Source organism: Pseudoalteromonas rubra (assembly GCF_005887115.1).
Lineage (GTDB): Bacteria > Pseudomonadota > Gammaproteobacteria > Enterobacterales > Alteromonadaceae > Pseudoalteromonas > Pseudoalteromonas rubra_F.
The window spans coordinates 150,878-169,977 of sequence record NZ_PNCJ01000008.1 but is presented as its reverse complement, the minus strand read 5'-3'; the positions used below and the strand labels follow the sequence as shown (position 1 = coordinate 169,977).

General features: G+C 46.6%; 22 protein-coding genes. 16 read left to right on the top strand and 6 right to left on the bottom strand.

Features of this window, described 5'->3' with window-relative positions; translation table 11 throughout:
* The first annotated feature begins 129 nt into the window (after positions 1–129).
* The 4 genes from CWB98_RS05785 (at position 130) to glpG (ending at position 3,641) form a co-directional block, all read left to right on the top strand.
* On the top strand, positions 130–1,326 hold the full coding sequence (locus tag CWB98_RS05785; RefSeq protein WP_054014562.1) for a glycine C-acetyltransferase: 1,197 nt from the start codon (positions 130–132) through the stop codon (positions 1,324–1,326).
* A 78-nt stretch (positions 1,327–1,404) separates the two neighbouring features.
* The gene (tdh, locus tag CWB98_RS05780; RefSeq protein WP_138543972.1) at positions 1,405–2,430 is read left to right on the top strand and encodes an L-threonine 3-dehydrogenase; all 1,026 of its coding nucleotides are present in this window, start codon (positions 1,405–1,407) and stop codon (positions 2,428–2,430) included.
* Positions 2,431–2,517: 87 nt separating this feature from the next.
* On the top strand, positions 2,518–2,835 hold the full coding sequence (gene glpE / locus CWB98_RS05775) for a thiosulfate sulfurtransferase GlpE (protein WP_138543971.1): 318 nt from the start codon (positions 2,518–2,520) through the stop codon (positions 2,833–2,835).
* A complete protein-coding gene (gene glpG, locus CWB98_RS05770; protein WP_138543970.1) occupies positions 2,832–3,641 on the top strand; it encodes a rhomboid family intramembrane serine protease GlpG in 810 nt (269 codons plus the stop codon). The genes glpE and glpG overlap by 4 nt, the downstream gene beginning before the upstream one ends.
* A 25-nt stretch (positions 3,642–3,666) precedes the next feature.
* On the opposite strand, the gene CWB98_RS05765 is transcribed toward glpG, so the two are convergent.
* On the bottom strand, positions 3,667–4,062 hold the full coding sequence (locus CWB98_RS05765) for a flagellar basal body-associated protein FliL (RefSeq protein ID WP_138543969.1): 396 nt from the start codon (positions 4,060–4,062) through the stop codon (positions 3,667–3,669).
* A 155-nt stretch (positions 4,063–4,217) separates the two neighbouring features.
* On the opposite strand from CWB98_RS05765, the gene CWB98_RS05760 reads away from it, so the two are divergent.
* Together CWB98_RS05760 and ubiA are read left to right on the top strand one after the other, a co-directional pair.
* Entirely contained in the window at positions 4,218–4,748 is a 531-nt protein-coding gene (locus CWB98_RS05760) for a chorismate--pyruvate lyase family protein (protein WP_171045592.1), read from the top strand.
* A complete protein-coding gene (gene ubiA, locus CWB98_RS05755; RefSeq protein ID WP_138543967.1) occupies positions 4,745–5,611 on the top strand; it encodes a 4-hydroxybenzoate octaprenyltransferase in 867 nt (288 codons plus the stop codon). Before CWB98_RS05760 ends, ubiA begins: the two co-directional genes overlap by 4 nt.
* 182 nt (positions 5,612–5,793) lie before the next feature.
* On the opposite strand, the gene CWB98_RS05750 is transcribed toward ubiA, so the two are convergent.
* The 3 genes from CWB98_RS05750 to CWB98_RS05740 form a co-directional block, all read right to left on the bottom strand.
* Positions 5,794–6,699 carry a LysR family transcriptional regulator gene (locus CWB98_RS05750; protein WP_054014569.1) on the bottom strand — a complete coding sequence of 302 codons (906 nt, stop codon included), beginning with the start codon at positions 6,697–6,699 and terminating at the stop codon, positions 5,794–5,796.
* Positions 6,700–6,808: 109 nt separating this feature from the next.
* Positions 6,809–8,335 (bottom strand): DUF3369 domain-containing protein, encoded by a 1,527-nt coding sequence (locus tag CWB98_RS05745; RefSeq protein ID WP_138543966.1) that lies wholly within the window; start codon positions 8,333–8,335, stop codon positions 6,809–6,811.
* 59 nt (positions 8,336–8,394) lie between these two features.
* The gene (locus tag CWB98_RS05740; protein WP_138543965.1) at positions 8,395–8,793 is read right to left on the bottom strand and encodes a DUF2721 domain-containing protein; all 399 of its coding nucleotides are present in this window, start codon (positions 8,791–8,793) and stop codon (positions 8,395–8,397) included.
* Between the two features lie 63 nt (positions 8,794–8,856).
* Between CWB98_RS05740 and CWB98_RS05735 the strand changes: the two genes are divergently transcribed.
* Genes CWB98_RS05735 through tsaD form a run of 3 tightly spaced genes read left to right on the top strand, consistent with a single transcriptional unit; the run spans position 8,857 to position 10,819 of the window.
* Positions 8,857–9,189 carry a DUF7577 domain-containing protein gene (locus tag CWB98_RS05735; RefSeq protein ID WP_138543964.1) on the top strand — a complete coding sequence of 111 codons (333 nt, stop codon included), beginning with the start codon at positions 8,857–8,859 and terminating at the stop codon, positions 9,187–9,189.
* Positions 9,173–9,769 (top strand): YjaG family protein, encoded by a 597-nt coding sequence (locus CWB98_RS05730; RefSeq protein ID WP_138543963.1) that lies wholly within the window; start codon positions 9,173–9,175, stop codon positions 9,767–9,769. Before CWB98_RS05735 ends, CWB98_RS05730 begins: the two co-directional genes overlap by 17 nt.
* A 36-nt stretch (positions 9,770–9,805) precedes the next feature.
* The gene (gene tsaD, locus CWB98_RS05725) at positions 9,806–10,819 is read left to right on the top strand and encodes a tRNA (adenosine(37)-N6)-threonylcarbamoyltransferase complex transferase subunit TsaD (RefSeq protein ID WP_054014574.1); all 1,014 of its coding nucleotides are present in this window, start codon (positions 9,806–9,808) and stop codon (positions 10,817–10,819) included.
* A 10-nt stretch (positions 10,820–10,829) separates the two neighbouring features.
* On the opposite strand, the gene plsY is transcribed toward tsaD, so the two are convergent.
* The gene (gene plsY, locus CWB98_RS05720; protein WP_138543962.1) at positions 10,830–11,420 is read right to left on the bottom strand and encodes a glycerol-3-phosphate 1-O-acyltransferase PlsY; all 591 of its coding nucleotides are present in this window, start codon (positions 11,418–11,420) and stop codon (positions 10,830–10,832) included.
* Between the two features lie 109 nt (positions 11,421–11,529).
* On the opposite strand from plsY, the gene folB reads away from it, so the two are divergent.
* Genes folB through CWB98_RS05705 form a run of 3 tightly spaced genes read left to right on the top strand, consistent with a single transcriptional unit; the run spans position 11,530 to position 13,170 of the window.
* Positions 11,530–11,880 carry a dihydroneopterin aldolase gene (gene folB, locus CWB98_RS05715; protein WP_138543961.1) on the top strand — a complete coding sequence of 117 codons (351 nt, stop codon included), beginning with the start codon at positions 11,530–11,532 and terminating at the stop codon, positions 11,878–11,880.
* A gap of 1 nt (position 11,881) precedes the next feature.
* Entirely contained in the window at positions 11,882–12,370 is a 489-nt protein-coding gene (gene folK, locus CWB98_RS05710; RefSeq protein WP_138543960.1) for a 2-amino-4-hydroxy-6-hydroxymethyldihydropteridine diphosphokinase, read from the top strand.
* A complete protein-coding gene (locus CWB98_RS05705; protein ID WP_138543959.1) occupies positions 12,367–13,170 on the top strand; it encodes an undecaprenyl-diphosphate phosphatase in 804 nt (267 codons plus the stop codon). The genes folK and CWB98_RS05705 overlap by 4 nt, the downstream gene beginning before the upstream one ends.
* 35 nt (positions 13,171–13,205) lie before the next feature.
* Here the strand turns inward: CWB98_RS05705 and CWB98_RS05700 are convergent, their stop codons facing one another.
* Positions 13,206–13,745 (bottom strand): GNAT family N-acetyltransferase, encoded by a 540-nt coding sequence (locus CWB98_RS05700; RefSeq protein WP_249364614.1) that lies wholly within the window; start codon positions 13,743–13,745, stop codon positions 13,206–13,208.
* A gap of 63 nt (positions 13,746–13,808) precedes the next feature.
* Between CWB98_RS05700 and CWB98_RS05695 the strand changes: the two genes are divergently transcribed.
* From CWB98_RS05695 to CWB98_RS05680, 4 genes are all read left to right on the top strand, one after another.
* A complete protein-coding gene (locus CWB98_RS05695) occupies positions 13,809–14,477 on the top strand; it encodes a tRNA-uridine aminocarboxypropyltransferase (protein WP_138543958.1) in 669 nt (222 codons plus the stop codon).
* Between the two features lie 882 nt (positions 14,478–15,359).
* Positions 15,360–16,364 (top strand): Fe(3+) ABC transporter substrate-binding protein, encoded by a 1,005-nt coding sequence (locus tag CWB98_RS05690; RefSeq protein ID WP_138543957.1) that lies wholly within the window; start codon positions 15,360–15,362, stop codon positions 16,362–16,364.
* Positions 16,365–17,996: an ABC transporter permease gene (locus CWB98_RS05685; protein ID WP_138543956.1), complete on the top strand. Its 1,632-nt coding sequence runs from the start codon at positions 16,365–16,367 to the stop codon at positions 17,994–17,996. It begins immediately after the preceding gene.
* On the top strand, positions 17,996–19,027 hold the full coding sequence (locus CWB98_RS05680) for an ABC transporter ATP-binding protein (RefSeq protein WP_138543955.1): 1,032 nt from the start codon (positions 17,996–17,998) through the stop codon (positions 19,025–19,027). Before CWB98_RS05685 ends, CWB98_RS05680 begins: the two co-directional genes overlap by 1 nt.
* Positions 19,028–19,100: the final 73 nt, after the last annotated feature.

Genomic DNA, 19,100 nt, shown 5'->3' with positions numbered 1-19,100 from the left:
AATTAAGGTGCGAACCTTTTAAAATATCAACAATGATCTAAATGACACAGCCGGTATTGACCATAAACGATATCGGCATTTTAGTGTGTGCCAGGTGTACACACTCCGTGCAACTAATGGAGACTCCCGATGAGAGCAGCGGCATTTTTCAGCCAGCTTCAGCAACAGATTGAAGAAGTAAAAGCTGAGGGTTTATACAAAAAAGAACGTGTGATCACTTCTCAGCAGCAAGCAGAAATCGCAGTATCAACCGGCGAAAGTGTTATCAATTTCTGTGCAAATAACTACCTAGGTCTGGCCAACCACCCAGACTTGATAGCTTCTGCTCAGCGTGGTTTGGACGATCATGGTTTTGGTGTGGCGTCTGTGCGCTTTATCTGTGGTACTCAGGATATCCATAAAACACTGGAAGCCAAAATCAGTGATTTTCTGCAAACCGAAGACACCATCCTGTACTCTTCGTGTTTTGATGCCAACGCGGGTCTGTTCGAAACCATTTTAGGTCCGGATGATGCAATTATTTCGGATTCACTGAACCATGCATCTATCATTGATGGCGTGCGTCTGTGTAAAGCAAAACGTTTCCGCTATGCCAACAACGATATGGCTGACCTTGAAAAGCAGCTGATCGCTGCTGATGAGGCAGGCGTAAAAACTAAGCTGATTGCAACTGACGGGGTGTTCTCAATGGATGGGGTTATCTGTAACCTGTCTGAGCTATGCGATCTGGCGGATAAATATGATGCTCTGGTCATGGTCGATGACTCTCACGCCGTGGGCTTTGTTGGCGAAAATGGCCGTGGTACGCCCGAGTATTGTGGTGTCATGGATCGTGTCGACATCATCACTGGTACTTTAGGCAAAGCACTGGGTGGCGCTTCAGGTGGTTATACATCCGGCAAAAAAGAGATTGTAGAGTGGTTACGTCAACGTTCTCGTCCTTATCTGTTCTCAAACTCGCTGGCTCCGTCTATTGTTACAGCTTCAATCAAAGTGCTGGATATGATGAAAGAAGGCCAGGCATTGCGTAACAAGCTGTGGGAAAATGCCGCGCACTTCCGTACTAAGATGGAAGCAGCAGGCTTTACCTGTGCAGGTAAAGATCATGCCATTATTCCGGTGATGCTGGGCGATGCAAAGGTGGCATCGGATATGGCGGACCGTTTGCTTGCTGAAGGTATTTATGTGATTGGTTTCTCTTATCCGGTGGTACCAAAAGGCCAGGCACGGATCCGTACTCAAATCTCTGCGGCGCATACCACTGAGCAGCTAGACAAAGCGATTGATGCCTTTATCCGCATTGGTAAAGAGCTAGGTGTCATCTAATTAGTCCTGGTGGCGTTCAGCTATAAGCGAATTTTAACGCAGGCCATGGGCTTGCGTGTTTCTAACGAGTGAAAACACATGAAAGCATTATCCAAGTTAAAAGCAGAAGAAGGGATTTGGATGACGGATGCGCCCAAACCGGAAGTAGGGCATAACGATCTGCTGATCAAAATCCGTAAAACCGCCATTTGTGGTACTGATGTCCATATTTATAAGTGGGATGAATGGGCACAAAACACCATTCCAACTCCTATGGTGGTTGGGCATGAATACGTGGGCGAAGTGGTCGACATGGGTCAGGAAGTGCGTGGCTTTGAGATTGGCGACCGCGTATCGGGCGAAGGCCATATTACCTGTGGTCACTGTCGTAACTGTCGCGGAGGCCGCGTTCATTTGTGTCGCAACACAATTGGTGTTGGGGTAAACCGCGAGGGCTCTTTTGCAGAGTATCTGGTTATTCCGGCGTACAACGCGTTCAAGATCCCTGATAACATTTCAGACGAACTTGCTTCTATTTTTGACCCATTTGGTAATGCTGTACACACGGCGCTGTCGTTTGACCTGGTTGGTGAGGATGTACTGATCACAGGCGCGGGTCCTATTGGGATCATGGCCGCTGCCGTTGCAAAACACGTTGGCGCCCGTCACGTTGTAATCACCGACGTGAATGAATATCGCCTTGAACTGGCTCGCAAAATGGGTGCTACTCGTGCAGTGAATGTCGGCCAAGAAAAGCTTGAAGATGTCATGACAGAGCTGGGCATGACTGAAGGCTTTGATATTGGCCTGGAAATGTCGGGTGTGCCTGTGGCATTTAACAGCATGCTGAATAACATGAACCATGGCGGTAAAATTGCCATGTTAGGTATTCCACCAAGTGATATGGCGGTAGACTGGAATCAGGTTATCTTTAAGGGCTTAGTGATCAAAGGCATCTATGGCCGTGAAATGTTCGAAACCTGGTATAAAATGGCCAGCTTGATCCAGTCGGGCTTGAACCTGGAGCCGATCATTACCCACCAGTTCCACGTTGATGAGTTCCAGCAGGGCTTTGATACGATGATCTCTGGTCAATCGGGTAAAGTGATCTTAAACTGGGATTAAGGTCCAACCTTACCTTGTTGAAAACACCTCGGGCCTGTGGCCATCAACGAGGTGTTTTTTGTGTCTGCTTAATGAATTGAGAGTATTATGAGTTTTAAACATATTTCAGTGGCCCAAACGAAAGACATGTTGGCGCAATCAGATCTGGTTATTGCGGATATTCGCGATGCTAACTCGTTTGCACAGGGACACATTCCCGGCGCCGAGCACCTGTCTAATGATAATCTGGGACACTTTTTACAGGAAAAAGAGTTTGAGCAGCCTATCATCGTCGTGTGCTATCACGGTGTCAGCTCACAGGGGGCCGCAAATTATCTTGCTGAGCAAGGGTTTGAAGATGTTTACAGCATGGATGGTGGCTTCACACAGTGGGCACAGGAGTTGCCTGATAGCGTGGCAAAATGAAACTGTTAGGCTCCCACGATAATCCTCGCGCGGTTCAGGGAGTCGCAGACTACCTGAGGACTCAGCATATTGAATGCCGTGTTGTCAGTGAAGATGGACACATTACGTCAGTGTGGGTGAGCACCGAACAATGGTCTCAGGCAAATGAAATTTGGCAGGACTTTGTTACCAACCCATACCATGACAAGTATCTTGCGGCTTCCTGGCAGCTGTCTCCTAAAGATTCACCTTTGATATACCAGGGCACCAAGCTGAATTTGTGGCACCGTTTTTGCCAACTGAGCTGGATGCTTAGAGCTGTCTTTATTATCTCGCTGGGTATTTATCTGAGTTTCTTTATTTATGGTGTTGAGCCTGTCTTTAGTACCTTCCAGTTTGAGCCTCATACACCCTGGCGTTGGATCACACCGGCTTTTTTGCATTTTGGCTTGCTGCACCTGGTGTTCAATCTTTCCTGGTGGGTATATTTGGGTAACCTGATTGAGCGTCGTTTAGGTAACTGGGTGTTAAGCGCGATTTTCATTGCTGGCGCTTTGCTGAGCAACTGGATGCAGTACCTGTTGGCTGATGCTAACTTTGGTGGGCTTAGTGGCGTGGTTTATGCTCTGTTAGGGTTTTGCTGGATCCACTCTGTATTACATCCAAACTCATCGCCGTTGATAAGCACGCCTGTTGTTGGCTTTATGCTGGTTTGGATGGTAATAGGCTTTACAGATGTTTTGTTTATCAATATGGCAAACTGGGCGCATTTATTTGGCTTACTCGCCGGTATTGGTGTGGCAGTGTTGACCCGGGCCCGGGATTGAGCAGTGAACTAATCCGCAGATCAGCCTAGTGATATAAATATTTGGTAAACAGCACTTCCCGGATAATTTCTTGTCCGGTCTCTTCTTTTAATAAAGTTTTAAGCTTTTCAGCACAACGCTGACGAATTTCCTCACGTCCGGTTAGTGACTTTATTGTTTCTTCTGGCTCTTTACTCAATATCTGGACTATGGCGTCACGCAGTAATGGGGTGTGGTGTTCGACAACCGCGATATTGCTTACGTCATCAAGCATTAAATCGACCGTGACGCGCACATAACCCAACTTTTTATTGGATTGTCCGATATAGTTGGTAATGATGTCAGGCTCAAATCCAAAGTAACCAACGGTTGATTCAGCGCGTAAGTTTGTACTCACACAAATCAGCACAATTGCCATCAACGCGACATAGATACGATTCATAATAGCCTGAAAATACTTAACTAAATACCAACAATAGGATTAGTTTATACGTAAAACCGGGTTATGAACAGCAGTGAGTTGGGGAAAGGTAAACTTTTTTGCCGGAGTAAGCTTTGCTATTATGACGCGGTTATTACCTGAATTGAATTATCGACTTGTTTAATCTGCCAAATTTATTGCGTTCAAGCTGGGGGTCACTTGCCCAGTATAAGGACATCATCCCAGACAGGTTGCACCCATTGTTGTGCGAGACTGGCTCTTTGACTGCTCTGCTGCGCGCCAAGTGTGGTGTTTTGCATGTAGAAGTGCTCAGCGAACAAGTGTGTAAGTTGGAACATGAGGTGAAGGTTATCCTAAAGTGTGACAGTGCGCTGTGTCGTGAGGTCGTGCTATATTGTGATGATACCCCTGTGGTGTATGGGCAAAGCTGGATCCCTGAGAGTGCGAATTCACTCGGCCTAAACAACATAGGCAGCACGCCGCTGGGAGAGCGTTTGTTTGATCAGCAGGCATGGAAAAGGGGTGAAATTGAGGTAACAAAGCTACAGAAAAAGACATTACCCTCATTTTTACCTGGTAAAGGCACATTAGATAGCGATATCTATTTTGCAAGGCGCAGTGTGTTCACGCGCCAGGGTAGCAATGTGCTGGTGTGCGAGATATTCCTGAATGGAGTTAAGGTATGAAGCTATCTCGGCTTCGAGCTGATCACATCGAAGAATACAAACAGTTAATGCGTGTCGAGAAGCCGATTGGTACTTTGCTGCTGATGTGGCCAACACTTTGGAGCTTATGGATAGCATCTGACGGTGTACCAAACTGGCATTTGTTGCTCATATTCGTTCTGGGCACTTTCATGATGCGAAGCGCAGGTTGCGTAATCAATGATTTTGCTGATCGTAAAGTAGATGGCGCGGTCAAAAGAACCGCGCAAAGGCCTCTGGCCAGAGGTGCGGTGAGTGAAGGTGAGGCGTTGACCTTGTTTGCTTCACTCATTGGTGCTTCTTTCATCCTGGTTCTGATGCTCAACTGGCAGACCATTTTATTGTCTTTTGGTGCTTTGGCGTTGGCGAGTGTTTACCCTTTTATGAAGCGTTACACACACCTGCCTCAAATCGTGCTGGGGGCTGCGTTTAGTTGGGGGATCCCAATGGCCTTTATGGCGGCTCAGGAAGCGGTCCCTGTGGTTGCCTGGGTGCTGTTTATTGCTAACCTGCTCTGGACGGTTGCCTATGACACTAAGTATGCCATGGTTGATAAAGATGACGATGTGGTCATCGGGATCAAGTCCACTGCCATTTTGTTTGGACGCTGGGACAGGCATGTGATTGCTGGGTTGAATTTGGCTTTTCTGGCTTGCATGGCCTGGGTGGCGACTCAGGTAGCTATGTCAGTGTGGTTTTGGGTTGGGTTTGCAGTTGCTGGGATCTGGCTTGCAAAATTACAATGGCAGATCAATGACAGAAGCAGAGATAAGTGCTTTACGGCATTTTTGAGCAATAATTATGTGGGTCTGGCAATGTTTGCAGGTGTGGTCGCTGGCGTTTAATAAGCGAATAAAACGGTAGGGCTGAAATGACGTTAAGAAAGATAAGGGTGAGCGAATTTTTTACTTTCTGACTCCATTCTTTAGGCCCAAAACCTCGCCATTAGAACTGAGTGTATTGCTTAAAACTCGCTCAAAACTCCCATTTAACTAAACAGGACAAGAAAAACGGTTAGCCATATCGGTTAACTGTTTACGGCCGTTGCAACCGCATTTTTCTGTGCTGTTTGTTCAATTAATGACAACAAGTTACTGACGTGTGAACCACTCCCAAGTTGGTGACTGGTTTGCACGACAATCTGTTCATGACTCGCATCCTTGTTAGTCTTGAGTAAGATTAGCTCAGGGTCCTGTGCAATGACTTTAGAATGTTCAATGCTTGCAATTGCAAAGCTCTGGCTATTCTTCAGCCCATCAATCACCTGGCTTATATTGCCGATTTTGACATTGGTTGACTTGTTAAGCCCTTCAACCGCCTCATTGAGCATGTTCTGCACCTGTTTTGACTGGGAAAAGCAGCCATACATAGGATACTGAGCAAGCTCGCTGCGACGAATACTGTCTTGTGTTGCAAGTGGATGTTGTTTAGCAACAAACAAAACAAGTTGGTCGGGCAGATGGATATCACTCACTAAGCTGGTTGCAGACTCCAGGTAAACACTGATATCGATTTCGCCAAGCTGAAGCTTGCGAAGAAGATCGTGTTCACTTAAAAGTTGCATTTCAACTTTGACGTTGGGGAAATCCGCCAAAAACTGTCCACATGACGTTGGCACTATACTGCTTGCTTGTGCAGTGTAACCAACAACAACGCGCTGCTGATCACGACCAAACAAGCTCTGCTTGATAGTGTTTCTCGTTATGTCTAATTCCGACAAGGTCGACTTACAATAATTCAAAAAAAGCTCGCCTTGCTCGGTCAGTTTGACGGAGCGGGTAGAACGTTTGACAAGTTCGCAGCCAATCTCATCTTCCAATGTCTGAATGCTTCTGGTGAGTGCGGAAGTACTGATGTTGGTTTGTTCTGCGGCTTGCCTAAAGTGGCGTAAATTGCCTAAAGCAACGAATTGCTCGAGTTGTTCAAATCTCATGTGAAATTCCTTTTATTTCAACAAAAATGCAATGACAACGTTGATTCCCTAATACTAATACAGTTTAGAGAAACATCCAAGTGAATTTTTTACATTTCGCTTACAAAAACTAATCTGGATACTGATCACGTATTGCGACGAATTGTTCCAGATTTTCTACAAACAGATCAACCAGTTTGGGATCAAATTGTTGACCTCGTTGGCTTTTTATCTCCGTTAGAATTTCTTCAAGTGTCCAAACAGGCTTGTAACATCGAACACTACCCAGTGCATCGAACACATCTGCAAGCGCTGTAATTCTCCCAGCGATGTCTATTTGTTCACCTTTCAGACCTTGAGGGTAGCCACTGCCATCCCACTTTTCATGGTGTTGGTGAGCGATGATCGCGCCACATTGCAAAATATCATTTGTTGAGTTTTTTAGTATTTCATAACCTTGTTGGGCATGAGTCTTCATTATTGCCCATTCTTCGTCATTCAGCTTTCCAGGTTTATTCAGAATGACGTCCGGAATACTTATTTTTCCTATATCGTGCAAAGGTGAAGCGAGCTTTATAATTTCGGCCCTATAATCGTTCAATCCAACTAGTTTGGCCAGTAATAAACTGTAATGCGCCACCCGCTTCACATGTGAGCCCGTTTCTTTGGAGCGCTTCTCAACCGCTTCTCCGAGTATATAGGAGAGCTCTTTTTGTGATTCTTTGACTGTTTCTCTGAGATTCAGGTTGTCGTATGCAAGAGCAATGTTGTTAGCAAAAAATGCGAGTAACTGACAATCGGTAGGCTGCAACAGACCTTTTTTACTGACATACAGCATGGTCTCTAACCCAGCCTGGCTGGTAAAATAGCCCACATATTCATGATCAGATTTACTGGATGTTTTACGATTATGTGTTTCTATAAAGCGGCTTTTCACTTTATCGGGCAGTGCGGTTTGTTCTGGCTCGATACCAGCGCCAGAGGCGGCAAGTAGCTGAAATTCAGCCCCGGCGCCATTTTGTTTGTTGACTGCGGCCGCGCAATAAATGTCCGAATCGCTGAGACCCATCACATCAGCAACGTGAGACAAAATGGTTGAAGCAAAGTCTTGAACATTATTACATTTCAAAAAGCTGGAGGATGCATCGATAATGCGCTCAAGCCCCTGTTTGTGCCGTTCAATCGTCTGAATATCGCGGTGAGAGCGCAACGCTGAGTAGAGCAAGGTTTTTAATTTAACAGCCGTCAGCTCGGTCTTGTTTTTGTAATCATTAATGTCGTAGTCGCGTATAACAGACTCTTCTGGTGCCTCACCGGGTTGCCCGGTGCGCAGAATAAGGCGAATATCATGGTTGGCCATGTCGTTACGGATAAATTTGATAAGATCCAGGCCAGCATGGTTGCTCTCCATAACAACATCAATTAAGCCAACAGAAATGGACTCCTCTGAGTTCAGTATGTCCATTGCCTGTTTGGCGGAATAAGCATGATGGAAGCGCAGCGGTTTTTGCTCAAACCGAAAGTCCGATAGCACCAATTTGGTGACCTGATGAATGTCTTCTTCGTCATCGACCACCAGGATATCCCAATATGCATTATCTATGGTAATTTGCTCATCATCCTTAAGTGGCTCATTTGAAAAGAGAAAACTGCTCACATAGAACCTCTGCTCAGTATGCATTCTCTGTTAGTATAGCCAGCAAAAAACTGAGTTGCTTAATCTTGTATTGGCTTTTTTTCAATATTGTTAAGTTCTATCGCAATGGCATCACAGGAAATGTGGATCTCATATAAGGAAAGAAGCAAAGAGAGTGTCAGGCAGCACAGGCTGGCGCCAAACAAGATTATTCCAAAAACAGCTACGTCGATAAATAGTGCAAACATCGACAAGGTACATAGTAAAAAGGCGATTACCCCCCATACCTGCATCAGTCGAATAAGCTTGATGCGTTTTTTGAGGTTATCAATTTGGGCAATAACCAGAGGCCTGAGGTGTTCACCCTCTCTGGCGTTTAACTCTCTGATCAGCTGGGCCAGCACTAAAAACCGGTTGGTATATGCCAGCAGCAGCAGGGAGATTGCGGGGAACAATAATCCAGGTGTGGTGAGCGTCATTTTTGTACTCCGTATAAGCACGCTACAATAGTGATTATCATAGCAAAATTTTGGAGTCCAGCGATGAGTAATGCAATGTTTGACTGGACGTGTGTTTATCGCACGGATAACCCGTTAGAGGCCCATATTGTTTTGGGCTTATTGACACAAGCGAGGCTCAAAACACATGTCGAGGGTGCAGTGCTGACCACCGCATTGGGAGAGGTACCATTTTGTCAGGAGACAATAAAAATATTTGTCTGCGCGATAAAAGTACCCGAGGCGGAAGAAATCTTGGTAAACTACCAGCAAAATAACTTATCGGAAGATTGGCAGTGTCGCGGCTGCTCTGAACACAATGGTTCAGGGTTTCAATATTGCTGGCACTGTGGAAAAAGCTATGACGAAAGCAAATAATTTTCAGCGTATCAGAGAGCTAAATTATTTACAGAAGGCAGTCCTTGCCGCGGCTATATTAGAACGTATGCTACCCAATTACGGCTTGTTCAGTGAGGCAACTGGATTTGGCGATGAGGCGATATTACGCAGTGCGCTCAATGTATGCTGGGAAAAAGTGCTTTTGCCAAAAAGCAAAATCAGTCTGGAAAAGCAAATCGAGAAGATCGAGCCAAATGTTCCAGAGCTGAAAGATTTTGATATGTTCGGCACGTATGCGGCGATCGATGTTGCAACCGCACTCCTTGGCTTTATTCAGGGAGTGATGAGCAAAGATGAGAGTGAGTTTGTCAACGTGGCGAAGATCTCTCAGGCGACTGTCGCAAGGTACATTGAGTTTTTGCTAATGGCAGAAGACATTCAGCCAGACAATCAACAGGTCAGAGAGCACCCTTTAATGCAGTACGAAATTGACGTACTTAGTGAGCTGATTGAGTGTGTTGCTGACATGCCTCGCATTGATAATCAATCGGTTAAAACACTCAAGGCATTGGCGTTGAGCGATGGGCAGACCAATATAGGTCTGGCAATTGAAGTCTGATTTTTTGTCCAAATTTTTAGTAGTGGAGAATCAAAATTGCGAATTTTAGGTATCGAGTCTTCTTGTGACGAGACGGGGATTGCTATCTATGATGATGAGCAGGGACTCTTGGCACATCAATTATACAGCCAGGTAAAAGTTCATGCTGATTATGGTGGGGTTGTTCCAGAGCTGGCTTCAAGAGATCATGTTCGCAAAACCATTCCGTTAATTGAGGCCGCTTTTAAACAGGCGGGCTGTGGCCCTGAGTCTCTGGATGGCATCGCCTATACAGCAGGTCCTGGATTAGTGGGTGCCTTGTTGGTGGGCACTTCTATTGGCCGTTCACTGGCATTTGGCTGGAATATCCCTGCTGTGGCAGTGCACCACATGGAAGGTCATTTACTGGCCCCGATGCTGGAAGAAGAGATGCCTGAATTCCCGTTTGTAGCGCTACTGGTCTCTGGTGGTCACACTATGATGGTTAAGGTCGCTGGGATCGGTGAATACGAGGTGCTGGGCGAGTCTGTGGATGATGCTGCGGGGGAAGCCTTCGATAAAACGGCAAAGTTGCTTGGGCTGGATTACCCCGGAGGTCCAATGCTGGCTAAGCTTGCGACAAAAGGTGTGGCGGGTCGGTTTGTGTTCCCACGTCCCATGACAGACAGACCCGGGCTTGATTTTAGCTTTAGCGGGCTTAAAACGGCGGCTGCCAATACCATTAAGTCGGCTGGCGATGATGAGCAAACCAAAGCGGATATTGCCCATGCCTTTCAGACGGCTGTGGTTGATACGCTCGCCATTAAATGCAAACGGGCGCTGAAAGAGACAGGAATAAAGCGCCTGATCATTGCAGGTGGTGTCAGTGCCAATACGGAGCTGCGTACCAAGCTTGAGCGCATGATGCAGGGCATGAAAGGGAAGGTGTACTACCCGAGAACTGAGTTTTGTACAGACAATGGTGCGATGATCGCATACGCAGGCATGCAGCGCCTGAAAGCCGGGCAAACCGCCGAACTGAGTATGAAAACCCAACCGCGTTGGCCGCTAGACAGCCTGCCTCCGTTATAAGAGGGAACGGTTAGTCTACGTTCTTTTTGCCGAGCTTTGGCTCGGTTCCGTTCAGGAGTCGGCGTATGTTGGCTCTGTGACGGAATATTATCAATATTGTAAGAAAACACACAGGCAGAGTGTACAGGGGCTTTATCATCCAGGTATAGGCGGGTGCAGCTAACACGGTGACAATGGCCGCCAGTGACGAGTAGCGCGTGAGTGCGACAATCAGTAGCCACGTGCCAATTAACATTCCCCCCAGTGACAATCCAATAGGCAACAGAGCACCAAAGGCCGTTGCAACGGCTTTACCACCATTGAAATGAAAAAACACTGGGTAAATATGGCCCAGGCAGGCACATACTGCGACTATGCCCAGCCAGATGGGTTCAATACCAAGAAAGTAAGCACCCCAAACGGGGACTGTACCTTTAAGGATATCAAATACCAATACCAGTACGGCGGGGAGTTTACCGCCAAGACGCAGTACATTGGTTGCGCCTGGATTGTTTGAGCCTGCAAAGCGGGGATCGGGCAAAGAAAAGAGTCTCGAAATCAAAATCGCGGAAGAGATTGAACCAAATAAATAAGCACAAACACATATTAAACTGACTATCACAAGCTTCCTTATTTTTTCTTGCCGTTATTTGGGCTATCATCGTCGCTTTATTTCAAGGCGGCTGGGTACGTGAAAAAGCCGATCCGAATCAGTCATGTCAGGAGTTTACATGGACACGGTCTATATCTCGCAATTACACGTCGAGACCATAATAGGAGTTTACGACTTTGAAAAAGAAAGTAAACAAAGCCTTTTCTTTGATATAGAGATGAAGACCGATATCTCGGCTGCTGCGCAACAGGATGACATAACTCTGGCCGTGGATTACGCCAGGGTGAGTGAGCGAGTAATAGCGCATACCGAAGCAAGCCGGGTTGAGCTGCTGGAGACACTGGTTGAGCAACTTGCTGCCATTATTTTGCAAGAATTTGCAATTCAGGCAATCACCATTCGGGTCAGCAAGCCGGCAGCCGTTCCTCAGGCACAAACTGTTGGCCTGGAAATCATGCGGACAAGATAATATGGCGCACGTTTTTATCAGTATTGGCTCCAATGTGGAGCGTGATCGTCATTTTCGTCAGGGGCTTAGGGCCCTTATTGAATATTTTCCTGATTATATTCATTCAGATGTCTATGAAAGTGAGCCTGTAGGCTTTAGCGGTAAAAATTTCTACAACTCCGTGTTTGCGACACACACGGATATGTCTTTGCCAGACTTATGCGCTTTGCTCAAGCAGATAGAGCGTGATAATGGCAGGACGCCTCAGGATAAGAAGTTCAGTCCCAGAACACTGGATCTGGATATCCTTTTTTACGACGATATGATTTGTGATACCCCAGCACAATTGCCACGAGATGAGATCACCAGGAACGCATTCGTGTTAAGGCCGCTGGCAGAAATAGCGCCCGAATTTATTCACCCTGTGCGAGGCTGCAGCATGGCTGAAATCTGGCAAGCATATGACAACCAAAAACAAAAACTATGGAAAGTGGAGTTTTCCTTATCATGAGTATCATTGAAATTATTGTACTGGCTCTGATCCAGGGGTTGACCGAATTTTTGCCTATCTCCAGCTCGGCGCATTTGATTTTGCCTTCGCAGATATTAGGCTGGCAGGACCAGGGGTTAGCGTTTGATGTAGCCGTTCACGTTGGCTCTTTGGCTGCTGTATTGATTTACTTTCGTAAAGAAGTGGCAGATATATTAGGTGCCTGGTTTAAATCGTTCGGCAAACAAGGTGTAACGGAAGACAGTCGCTTGGGCTGGTGGATCATTGTCGCGACGATCCCGGGTCTGGTCATTGGCTTCTTGGCCAAGGATTTGGTTGAGGACTTTGCCCGCAGCGCCTGGGTCATTGCGGCGACTACCATTATTTTTGGTCTCTTACTTTGGTATGCCGATGCCACAGCAAAACAAACTAAGACCATTTACCAGCTCAACTGGCGTAGTGCCCTGATCATTGGTTTTGCACAGGTGGTTGCCGCTTTACTGCCCGGTACATCACGCTCTGGTATCACCATGACGGCCGGTATGATGCTCGGACTAAATAAGCAAAGTGCGGCTCGCTTTTCGTTTTTGATGTCGATCCCGATTATTGCCGCCGCAGGTGGTTATTACACGCTTAAGCTGGCCACCGGAGATGAAGTGATTGATTGGGGAGCCATTGTGACTGGCACTATTTTATCTTTTATTTCCGCTTATGCATGTATTCACTTTTTCCTTAAGGTCATTGAACGCATGGGCATGTTGCCGTTTGTAATCTACCGATTATTGCTGGGCCTGTTTTTGGTTGTATTCCTGATGGTGTAATGTCTCAGGGTGGGCTTAAAAGCGCGCCAACCAGCCTATATCGCTTTACGGTAGTACACCACATCCACAGGTCCGTCCGGGCCTGTGTGTTTTCCTTCTTTTAAAAATGTCATCGACAACTTTTGCATGATATTAATTGAGCCCAGGTTGTCTTTCAGGGCAATGGCGCTCAAATAATCCATCTTATTCTGCTCAGCTAGGTGTTCTGCAATATGCTTAGCGGCTTCAGTGGCATAGCCCTTTCCCCAGGCCGCTTGTTTGAAGCGCCAACCGATCTCCAGGTCTCGTTCATCCATGTCACCCTCAAAGAAATTCATGGGGCGGATCAATACCCAGCCCAGAAAAGTATCGTCGTCAAGTAAACTGCAATGCCACAGGCCCCAGCCTTGTTGCGGGTGAGTAAATTTTGCCAGGCGTGGGAGATAGAATTGCTCAATTTGCGCTCGGGTAGTGGGCTGGCCATTGGTAATGTAGCGCATAACAGCAGGATCACTGTCGAGCTCAATGAGCAGATCACCGTCCTGCTGTGTCATAAGGCGGTATTTTAAGCGTGTTGAAGGCGCAATTATCATCATTGTTATACTGCTTTTATCATCAGAATTGTCTAAGATAGCCGGCCCAAGTTTGAGGAGAGAAGTGTGGAAAACTCGGTACTGGCATTGCGAGCCCAACAAATAGCATCCGCGCGGCGGGAATTCAAGGCCCGGGGATCAAAATTACCCCGTTGCGAGCGGTGTTTACTGGCCGAATCTTTATGTATCTGTGCCGGTATCCAGGAGGCTGAATGCAACAGTGCAGTATGCTTGCTGATGTATCACAATGAGAGTTTCAAACCTTCGAACACCGGCCGTCTCATAGCGGACATTGTGCCGGACAATCATGCGTTCCGCTGGGACCGCACCGACCCTGACCCTGATTTACTGGCATTACTGAATGATCCTGCCTATCAGCCTGTGGTGGTTTTTCCGGCGGAGAATGTTGAACCTGAACGGGTGATACATCAGGTGACGCGACAAAGTGGCAAAACGCCGCTCTATATTTTTCTCGACGGAACCTGGAGAGAAGCGAAAAAAATGTTCCGAAAAAGCCCTTATCTGGATCAGTTTCCTGTCTTGTCCGTGACTCCGGAAAGCTTGTCTGATTATAAGTTGAGGGTAGCTCCGCATGCTCACCAGCTGGGAACAGCGGAGGTTGCTTGTGTGGTGTTGGCTGAAAATGGCGAAACACAGGCTGCGGAATATCTGACACAGCATTTTGTCGATTTTCGTGATGCGTATCTGAAAGGGAAGAAAAGCAAATTGGCGTGAGCAGTTAAACGCGTAATACCAATTTGCTTAATTAAGTGTTCTATTTTGAGGCGAGAAAATATGTTCGATAACTAGGCAAAAGTTTTGCTATTTAGTTGTTCTAAATGAGAAATTTTTAACACAGTTAGCGTCATATTTGCTCCGTCAAATTGAACAGGTATTAAGTGAAATTGGTATGAATTTAAGAGGGATAAAAATAAGAAGAGCGCGACCCTTGCGGGCCGCGCTTGACGGAATCTTCTAAATAGCGTCCTGCTATGTTGATGAGATCAACTCCTTACATGCTCGTCCATGTCTCGCCTTGCGTTGTCATTCTGCGAGATGTACATCCTGTACTGTCCTTAAAGCAATCAGCGCTCCCATATGCTGACTCAATCCGTGCTTACCATCCCTTGTGTCGTCATCCTGACTTGTTCCTGTTTCCCTGTATTCCTGTGCACCATCCACCTGTGCATCAACGTCCTTACTTAAACGGCATATCCTGTTGTCCGAAGCCTAATCCTAGTTCCTGACACTCCTACCGCACAAACTCCCTGACCAGCAACTCAATCCTTTTCCCTGTTGCTTTGTGCTCTCCCCTTGAGATGACTAAAGTATATGAGACTCTGGGTGAGATAACACCACAAAAAAACGCTTTGAAATTCGGGTAAATAACTTGGTTACAAAAAAACTTGTTATCTAACAAAGACCTTTTTGTATTTTGTTGATAAAGTCAGCGTTATCTTCATAGATAGCGACAAGCTTAGTGAGAGATGTCTTACACATAAACGTCCGTATGTCGCTATTTAATAAAATTGCAATATGCCGAACTATCGGCTGTATTTTGCCTGGTTTCGGGTTACCATATCCTGAGAATAGTAATTGTTTTTATTTGGAGCTCCTATGAAAAGTGCAATCGTAACTCTGCTTGCTGCTGTTACTAGTTTATCTGCTGTCGCTGCGGATGAAGTAAACATCTATTCCTATCGTCAACCTTTCCTGATCCAGCCGATTCTGGATGACTTTACTAAGCAGACTGGTATTAAAACCAATGTGGTGTTTGCGAAAAAAGGCCTGATTGAGCGAGTCAAACGGGAAGGAAAGCATGGCCGTGCCGATCTTGTCCTGACGTCGAACTTCAGTGCGATGATCCAGCTTGAGGAGCTTGGACTGACTGACCCGATAGACAGTGAAACGGTCGATAAAAATATTCCAGCTAGCTTTCGGGATCCGGATGGCCACTGGGTCGCATTGACCAAGCGTGTACGTAATGTTTATTCCTCAAAAGACAGATCGGGCAAGCTAACCAGCCTGAGTTATGAGGAGCTTGCTGATCCTAAATACAAAGGCAAAATTTGTACGCGTTCAGGTAAACACCCTTACAACCTGGGACTGGTAGCGTCCATGATTGCACACCATGGTGAAGCTGAAACCAAGACCTGGCTGCAAGGGGTAAAGGCGAATCTGGCACGTAAGCCACAGGGTAACGATCGTGCGCAAGTGAAAGCCGTAAAAGAGGGCCTGTGTGACCTGGCGCTGGGTAACAGCTACTACTTTGGTAAAATGCTGGAAGACAGCAAGCAAAAAGCCTGGGCTGATGCAGTTTATATTAATTTCCCAAATCAGGCCGACCGTGGCTCGCACTTGAATGTTTCGGGTGTAGTAATGACCAAGTACTCGAAAAACAAAGAAAATGCCTTGAAACTGATCGAGTTTATGACCGACAATAAAGCCCAGAACATGTACGCGTCGATGAATATGGAATATCCGGTTAAACCGGGCGTCGAATTGTCGAAACTAGTGGCATCCTGGGGCACTTTTAAGGAAGACAGCTTACCTTTGTCCGAGATCAGTAAATACCGTCCGATGGCGCTTAAGCTCATCGATGAGGTAAAATTTGACCTGTAAATGCAATTAAAACAAAGTCTGTCCTCGTGGCAGTGCATGGCGTGGTTGATAGGCATAGCTCTGTCAATCCCGCTGGCATTTCTGATTTTCGAAGCTCTGCAAGGTGAATCGGAAGTATTCAGCCACTTGTGGCAAAGTGTGTTATGGGACTATACCCGTAACACCATATTGCTGATCGCCGGTGTAGTGACGCTCAGCGCACTCATTGCTCTGCCGCTGGGGTGGTTAACAGCTTACTGTCAGTTTCCAGGTAAGCGGATATTTGAGTGGGCATTGATGTTACCCCTCGCTCTGCCTGCTTATATCATCGCTTACGTTTACACTGACTTACTCGATTATGCCGGGCCGGTGCAGATTTGGTTACGACAGCAATTTGACTGGCAGGGGCCAGATGATTACTGGTTTTTTGACCTGCGTACTTTGCCGGGTGCGATAGTCATGATAGCGCTGGTGCTCTATCCCTATTTATATTTGATTTTCAAAACCGCTTTGCGAGAGCAGTCTTTCAAACTGGTGCAGGCTAGTCAGCTGATGGGCATGAGCCCGGCGCAGAGTTTCTTCAAAGTCAGCTTACCTTTGTCTCGCGGCGCAATTGTTGCCGCATTGGCGCTGATCAGCATGGAAACCATGGCAGATTTTGCCACCGTCCATTATTTTGCGGTAAGCACCCTGACGACGGCTGTGTACGACACCTGGCTGGGATATTACTCACTGACCGCCGCAGCCAAGATCTCAGGTATCATGCTGTTGTTTTTATTTGTTGCGCTGTTACTTGAGCGTATGAGTCGCAAAACACAAGTGGTACATGAACGCCAGTCCGGGGTTAATGACACCTATCTTTACGATTTAACGGGTTATCAGGGGTGGCTGGCCTGGGGGTTCTGTATGCTGATCCTCGCAGTGGCATTTTTTGTACCGGTTGGAATACTCCTCAATTACGCGTGGCATTATTTTGATCAGGCCTGGAATGCGGAGTTTTTTAATTACGCGTTGCAGAGTTTGAAGATAAGTTTGTACGTGAGTGTTATCGCTATGATGATCAGCTTATTGGTGGTGTATTATCAGCGTATTGAACCGGGCAAACTCTCCCCAATACCAGGCCGGTTTGCCAGTACCGGATATGCGTTACCGGGTACAGTTTTGGCAATTGCGGTGTTGTTACCGCTCACTTTAATGGATACCAAACTAAACGAATGGTTCGATGGCACTGGTTTTGAGCCAGGTTTGTTACTGAGTGGTACTTTGTTCGCTATGGTTTTTGCCTATGTCGTGCGGTTTTATGCGATTGCTCATGGTGCCGTGGAATCGAGCTTTGTACGTATCAGCCCGAGTATTGATATGGCGAGCTTATCACTCGGAAAAGGGCGTTTTCAGACCCTGGCCCGGGTTCATATGCCCCTGCTTAAGCGCGGGTTGCTGACAGCTGGCTTATTGGTGTTCATTGAATGTATGAAAGAACTGCCAGCGGCACTGCTGTTAAGACCATTTAATTTTGAAACCCTGGCCACTCATGTTTATCAGTACGTCAGTGATGAACAACTTGAGCTGGCCTCTATCTCTGCCTTGTTTATCGTCCTGGTTGGACTGATCCCCTTATACTGGGTTAATCGCTCAATGGAACAACACAACTAATGCCAAGCTTAGAAATCCAATCGTTACACTACCATTATGATGGTCACCCTGTGATACAGCAGCTTGATTTGACAGTGGCTGAGAATGAAATAGTTTGCCTGCTCGGTGCCAGTGGCTGTGGTAAAACGACAACCTTAAAGGCCATTGCCGGGCTATTGCATCCTCAGCAGGGTGAGATCCGTATTAATGGCAAAAGTGTCAGTAGTGAACGACATTTTGTGGCGCCTCAGCACCGTAATATCGGTATGATGTTCCAGGATTATGCGTTGTTTCCACACCTAACTGTTGAGCAGAACATCGCTTTTGGTCTCAAAAAACTGAGCAAGTCTGAAAAGCACAGTCGTGTGGCACAAATGTTGGAACTGGTGCACCTGGAAGGCTATGCGAAACGTTTCCCCCACGAGCTATCAGGTGGTCAGCAGCAACGGGTAGCGATTGCCAGAGCCCTTGCATACCATCCCAACTTGTTGTTGCTGGACGAGCCGTTTTCAAACATTGATGCGCAGGTACGCTTTCAGTTGATCAAAGATATTCGCGATATTATTAAAGATCAGCAGGTATCGGCGATTTTTGTTAGTCACTCCAAAGATGAAGCCTTTGCTTTTGCCGACAGGCTAGCCATCATGCATCAGGGGCAAATTGCTCAGCTAGGCACACCCAAAGAGCTCTTCCAGCACCCAAATAGTCGCCAGGTAGCGGAATTTTTGGGGCAAGGTGCCTACGTAGCGGCACAGCGCCACAACGGTGCTCAGGTTGAAACCGCGTTTGGATCTGTGGAGTCTCTGATTGACATTCATAGCTCGGTACAGAAAGGACAAATATACCTCAGGCCCAGCCATATCGAACTGTTCAATGCAGAGCCGGGTCAGGTTGAAGTGACGCAATATCGCTTTGTCGGGACTGAGTATTTGTATGCCATTGAACTGGAAGGTCAGATGCTGGAGGTGGCGATGCCATCAGATAAACCACTGGATCTCAGCAGGCCGGTGAGTTTGAAAATTAAGCCCCATGCGATAAACTTCTTTTCTTAAGGCATAACAATTCGTTACATTACCTAGTAGTAAAATAGGGAAGTGCGGTGACAGGGCGTGAACTGATGTGCCC

Bases quoted from the DNA above. Each gene is read 5' to 3' on its own strand.
- folK (WP_138543960.1), top strand. From the start codon at position 11,882: ATGGCGCACGTTTTTATCAGTATTGGCTCCAATGTGGAGCGTGATCGT.
- CWB98_RS05785 (WP_054014562.1), top strand. From the start codon at position 130: ATGAGAGCAGCGGCATTTTTCAGCCAGCTTCAGCAACAGATTGAAGAA.
- CWB98_RS05740 (WP_138543965.1), bottom strand. From the start codon at position 8,793: ATGACGCTCACCACACCTGGATTATTGTTCCCCGCAATCTCCCTGCTG.
- CWB98_RS05690 (WP_138543957.1), top strand. From the start codon at position 15,360: ATGAAAAGTGCAATCGTAACTCTGCTTGCTGCTGTTACTAGTTTATCT.
- CWB98_RS05735 (WP_138543964.1), top strand. From the start codon at position 8,857: ATGAGTAATGCAATGTTTGACTGGACGTGTGTTTATCGCACGGATAAC.
- CWB98_RS05705 (WP_138543959.1), top strand. From the start codon at position 12,367: ATGAGTATCATTGAAATTATTGTACTGGCTCTGATCCAGGGGTTGACC.
- CWB98_RS05750 (WP_054014569.1), bottom strand. From the start codon at position 6,699: ATGAGATTTGAACAACTCGAGCAATTCGTTGCTTTAGGCAATTTACGC.
- CWB98_RS05730 (WP_138543963.1), top strand. From the start codon at position 9,173: ATGACGAAAGCAAATAATTTTCAGCGTATCAGAGAGCTAAATTATTTA.
- tdh (WP_138543972.1), top strand. From the start codon at position 1,405: ATGAAAGCATTATCCAAGTTAAAAGCAGAAGAAGGGATTTGGATGACG.
- folB (WP_138543961.1), top strand. From the start codon at position 11,530: ATGGACACGGTCTATATCTCGCAATTACACGTCGAGACCATAATAGGA.
- CWB98_RS05685 (WP_138543956.1), top strand. From the start codon at position 16,365: ATGCAATTAAAACAAAGTCTGTCCTCGTGGCAGTGCATGGCGTGGTTG.
- CWB98_RS05765 (WP_138543969.1), bottom strand. From the start codon at position 4,062: ATGAATCGTATCTATGTCGCGTTGATGGCAATTGTGCTGATTTGTGTG.
- glpE (WP_138543971.1), top strand. From the start codon at position 2,518: ATGAGTTTTAAACATATTTCAGTGGCCCAAACGAAAGACATGTTGGCG.
- CWB98_RS05700 (WP_249364614.1), bottom strand. From the start codon at position 13,745: ATGATGATAATTGCGCCTTCAACACGCTTAAAATACCGCCTTATGACA.
- glpG (WP_138543970.1), top strand. From the start codon at position 2,832: ATGAAACTGTTAGGCTCCCACGATAATCCTCGCGCGGTTCAGGGAGTC.
- ubiA (WP_138543967.1), top strand. From the start codon at position 4,745: ATGAAGCTATCTCGGCTTCGAGCTGATCACATCGAAGAATACAAACAG.
- CWB98_RS05680 (WP_138543955.1), top strand. From the start codon at position 17,996: ATGCCAAGCTTAGAAATCCAATCGTTACACTACCATTATGATGGTCAC.